At 50.8% G+C, this 1,544-nt stretch carries 1 protein-coding gene; it reads right to left on the bottom strand.

Going from position 1 to position 1,544, the window contains the following annotated elements:
• The coding region (locus AC1M86_RS14755) for a type VI secretion system Vgr family protein (RefSeq protein ID WP_481608250.1) at window positions 1-1,544 on the bottom strand (1,544 nt) is incomplete at both ends.

Raw genomic sequence — 1,544 nt, forward strand, 5'->3', positions numbered from 1 at the left:
GCAATTGAACTTGGTGAAGCCAAGAGCATGATCGCTTGTTTGAAAGCTGCGGCTTTGCTTTGGTCTTCGCTCTCTAAGTTCTTGAGATAGCCCTGTAGGTTTTCGAGTAAGCTGAGTGGATCAGTTTGTTGATTTTTTGCCACTTCACTTAAGGCTTTGGCGTTGTTTAAGCTACTTTCGAGTTGTTGTTTGGCTTCGCTTGCATCTAAATGGTTTGCTTTGGCTTGTTCTTGTTTGTAGGTGGAGATGAGTATGCCTTCGCCCGCTCGTACTGCACCCCATTGGTCAGTTCTGAGTTCGAAGCCTTCGCCTCGTCCTTCACTTTCTGCGGTTGCTTTGGGATGACTGAGATTCCCTAGGTTAAGTTGGCTCGCCCCGTGGGTGTTTTGCAGTTGAGTGGAAATTTGTCCTGTGGTGTCATCAAAGCGGAGTTGTCCATAACCTTCGCCTTGGACTTCTTTACTTTTAATCCCTGCGAGTTTTTTGGTGTCCGGCAGTTGGCCTTGACTGTCGAATCGGGTTGGGCTGCGTTGGGCTTCATGTAGGCGGCCCACCACAAAGGGACGGTCGATGTTGCCGTCAAAGAAGTCGATAACCACGATTTCATTGATTCGAGGAAGGAAGCGTGCGCCATAGCCTTCGCCTGCCCATGGGGTCAGTACATCGACCCAAGCTGAATCGGTGTCGTTGTTGTTACTGCCGGCACCGCCATCAAATTGGTGGTCTTCTGCTCGGGTAAACAGGAAGCGTACTTTGATGCGTCCCCATTCATCGACATGGATTTCTTCTCCTGCAGGTCCCACCACTTTGGCGCGTTGCGGATGGGTGCTGGGTCGATGTTGTAAGGGGTTGTATTCGGGTACGGTTTTGATGTTGCGTCGTTGTAGGATGAGTTCGCTGGCTTGGCGTTCTTGATCCTTGTGGGTTGCTTGGTTGGTGTTTGTCTTGTGTTTTGGCGTCCATTGGCTGCGTTGTAGCAGTTGTTGGACTTGTTGGTCTAAGTCTTTGGGTAGGTTGTTTTGGTTGTAGTAGCGTTTGCCAACAATGAGGAATTCTTGGTCAGCTCCGCTGTGTTGTGCAATTTCTGGGTGTCCATCGAGTTTGAACCAGTAGCCGACTTGGCTGTCTCTGACGCTGGCTTTGGCGATGAATTGTTTGCTTTGTCCGGCGTAGTAGTCGCTGAGGTGTTGGTTGAGTTTTTCGACTTGGCTGTTGCCTGATGCGGTGGCTTGGTCTTCGCCTTTGAGGTCTTGGATCCATGCAGGGCTGATGTGCCATGCTTGTTCGAGGCCTAGGCTGGCATTGTCTTGGTGGTCACTGTGTTGGTGTTTGCTTTGGACTGAGCCTGCACCTTCTTCTTGTTCGAGGGCTGTGGCTTGCCAGCGTTGTAGGTGGACTGCGGTGGGTTGTAGGCTACGTTGTCCGATAAAGCTGGTGATGCTATCAAATTGTTCTGTCGCATCACTGCGGTGGTAGCGAATGTTGCGTCGGTTAAGGGCTTGGTATTGGCTGTTGTCGTCAATCAGGCGGAGCTTTTGTGCTTC

It is taken from the genome of Acinetobacter sp. ANC_7654, assembly GCF_056779855.1.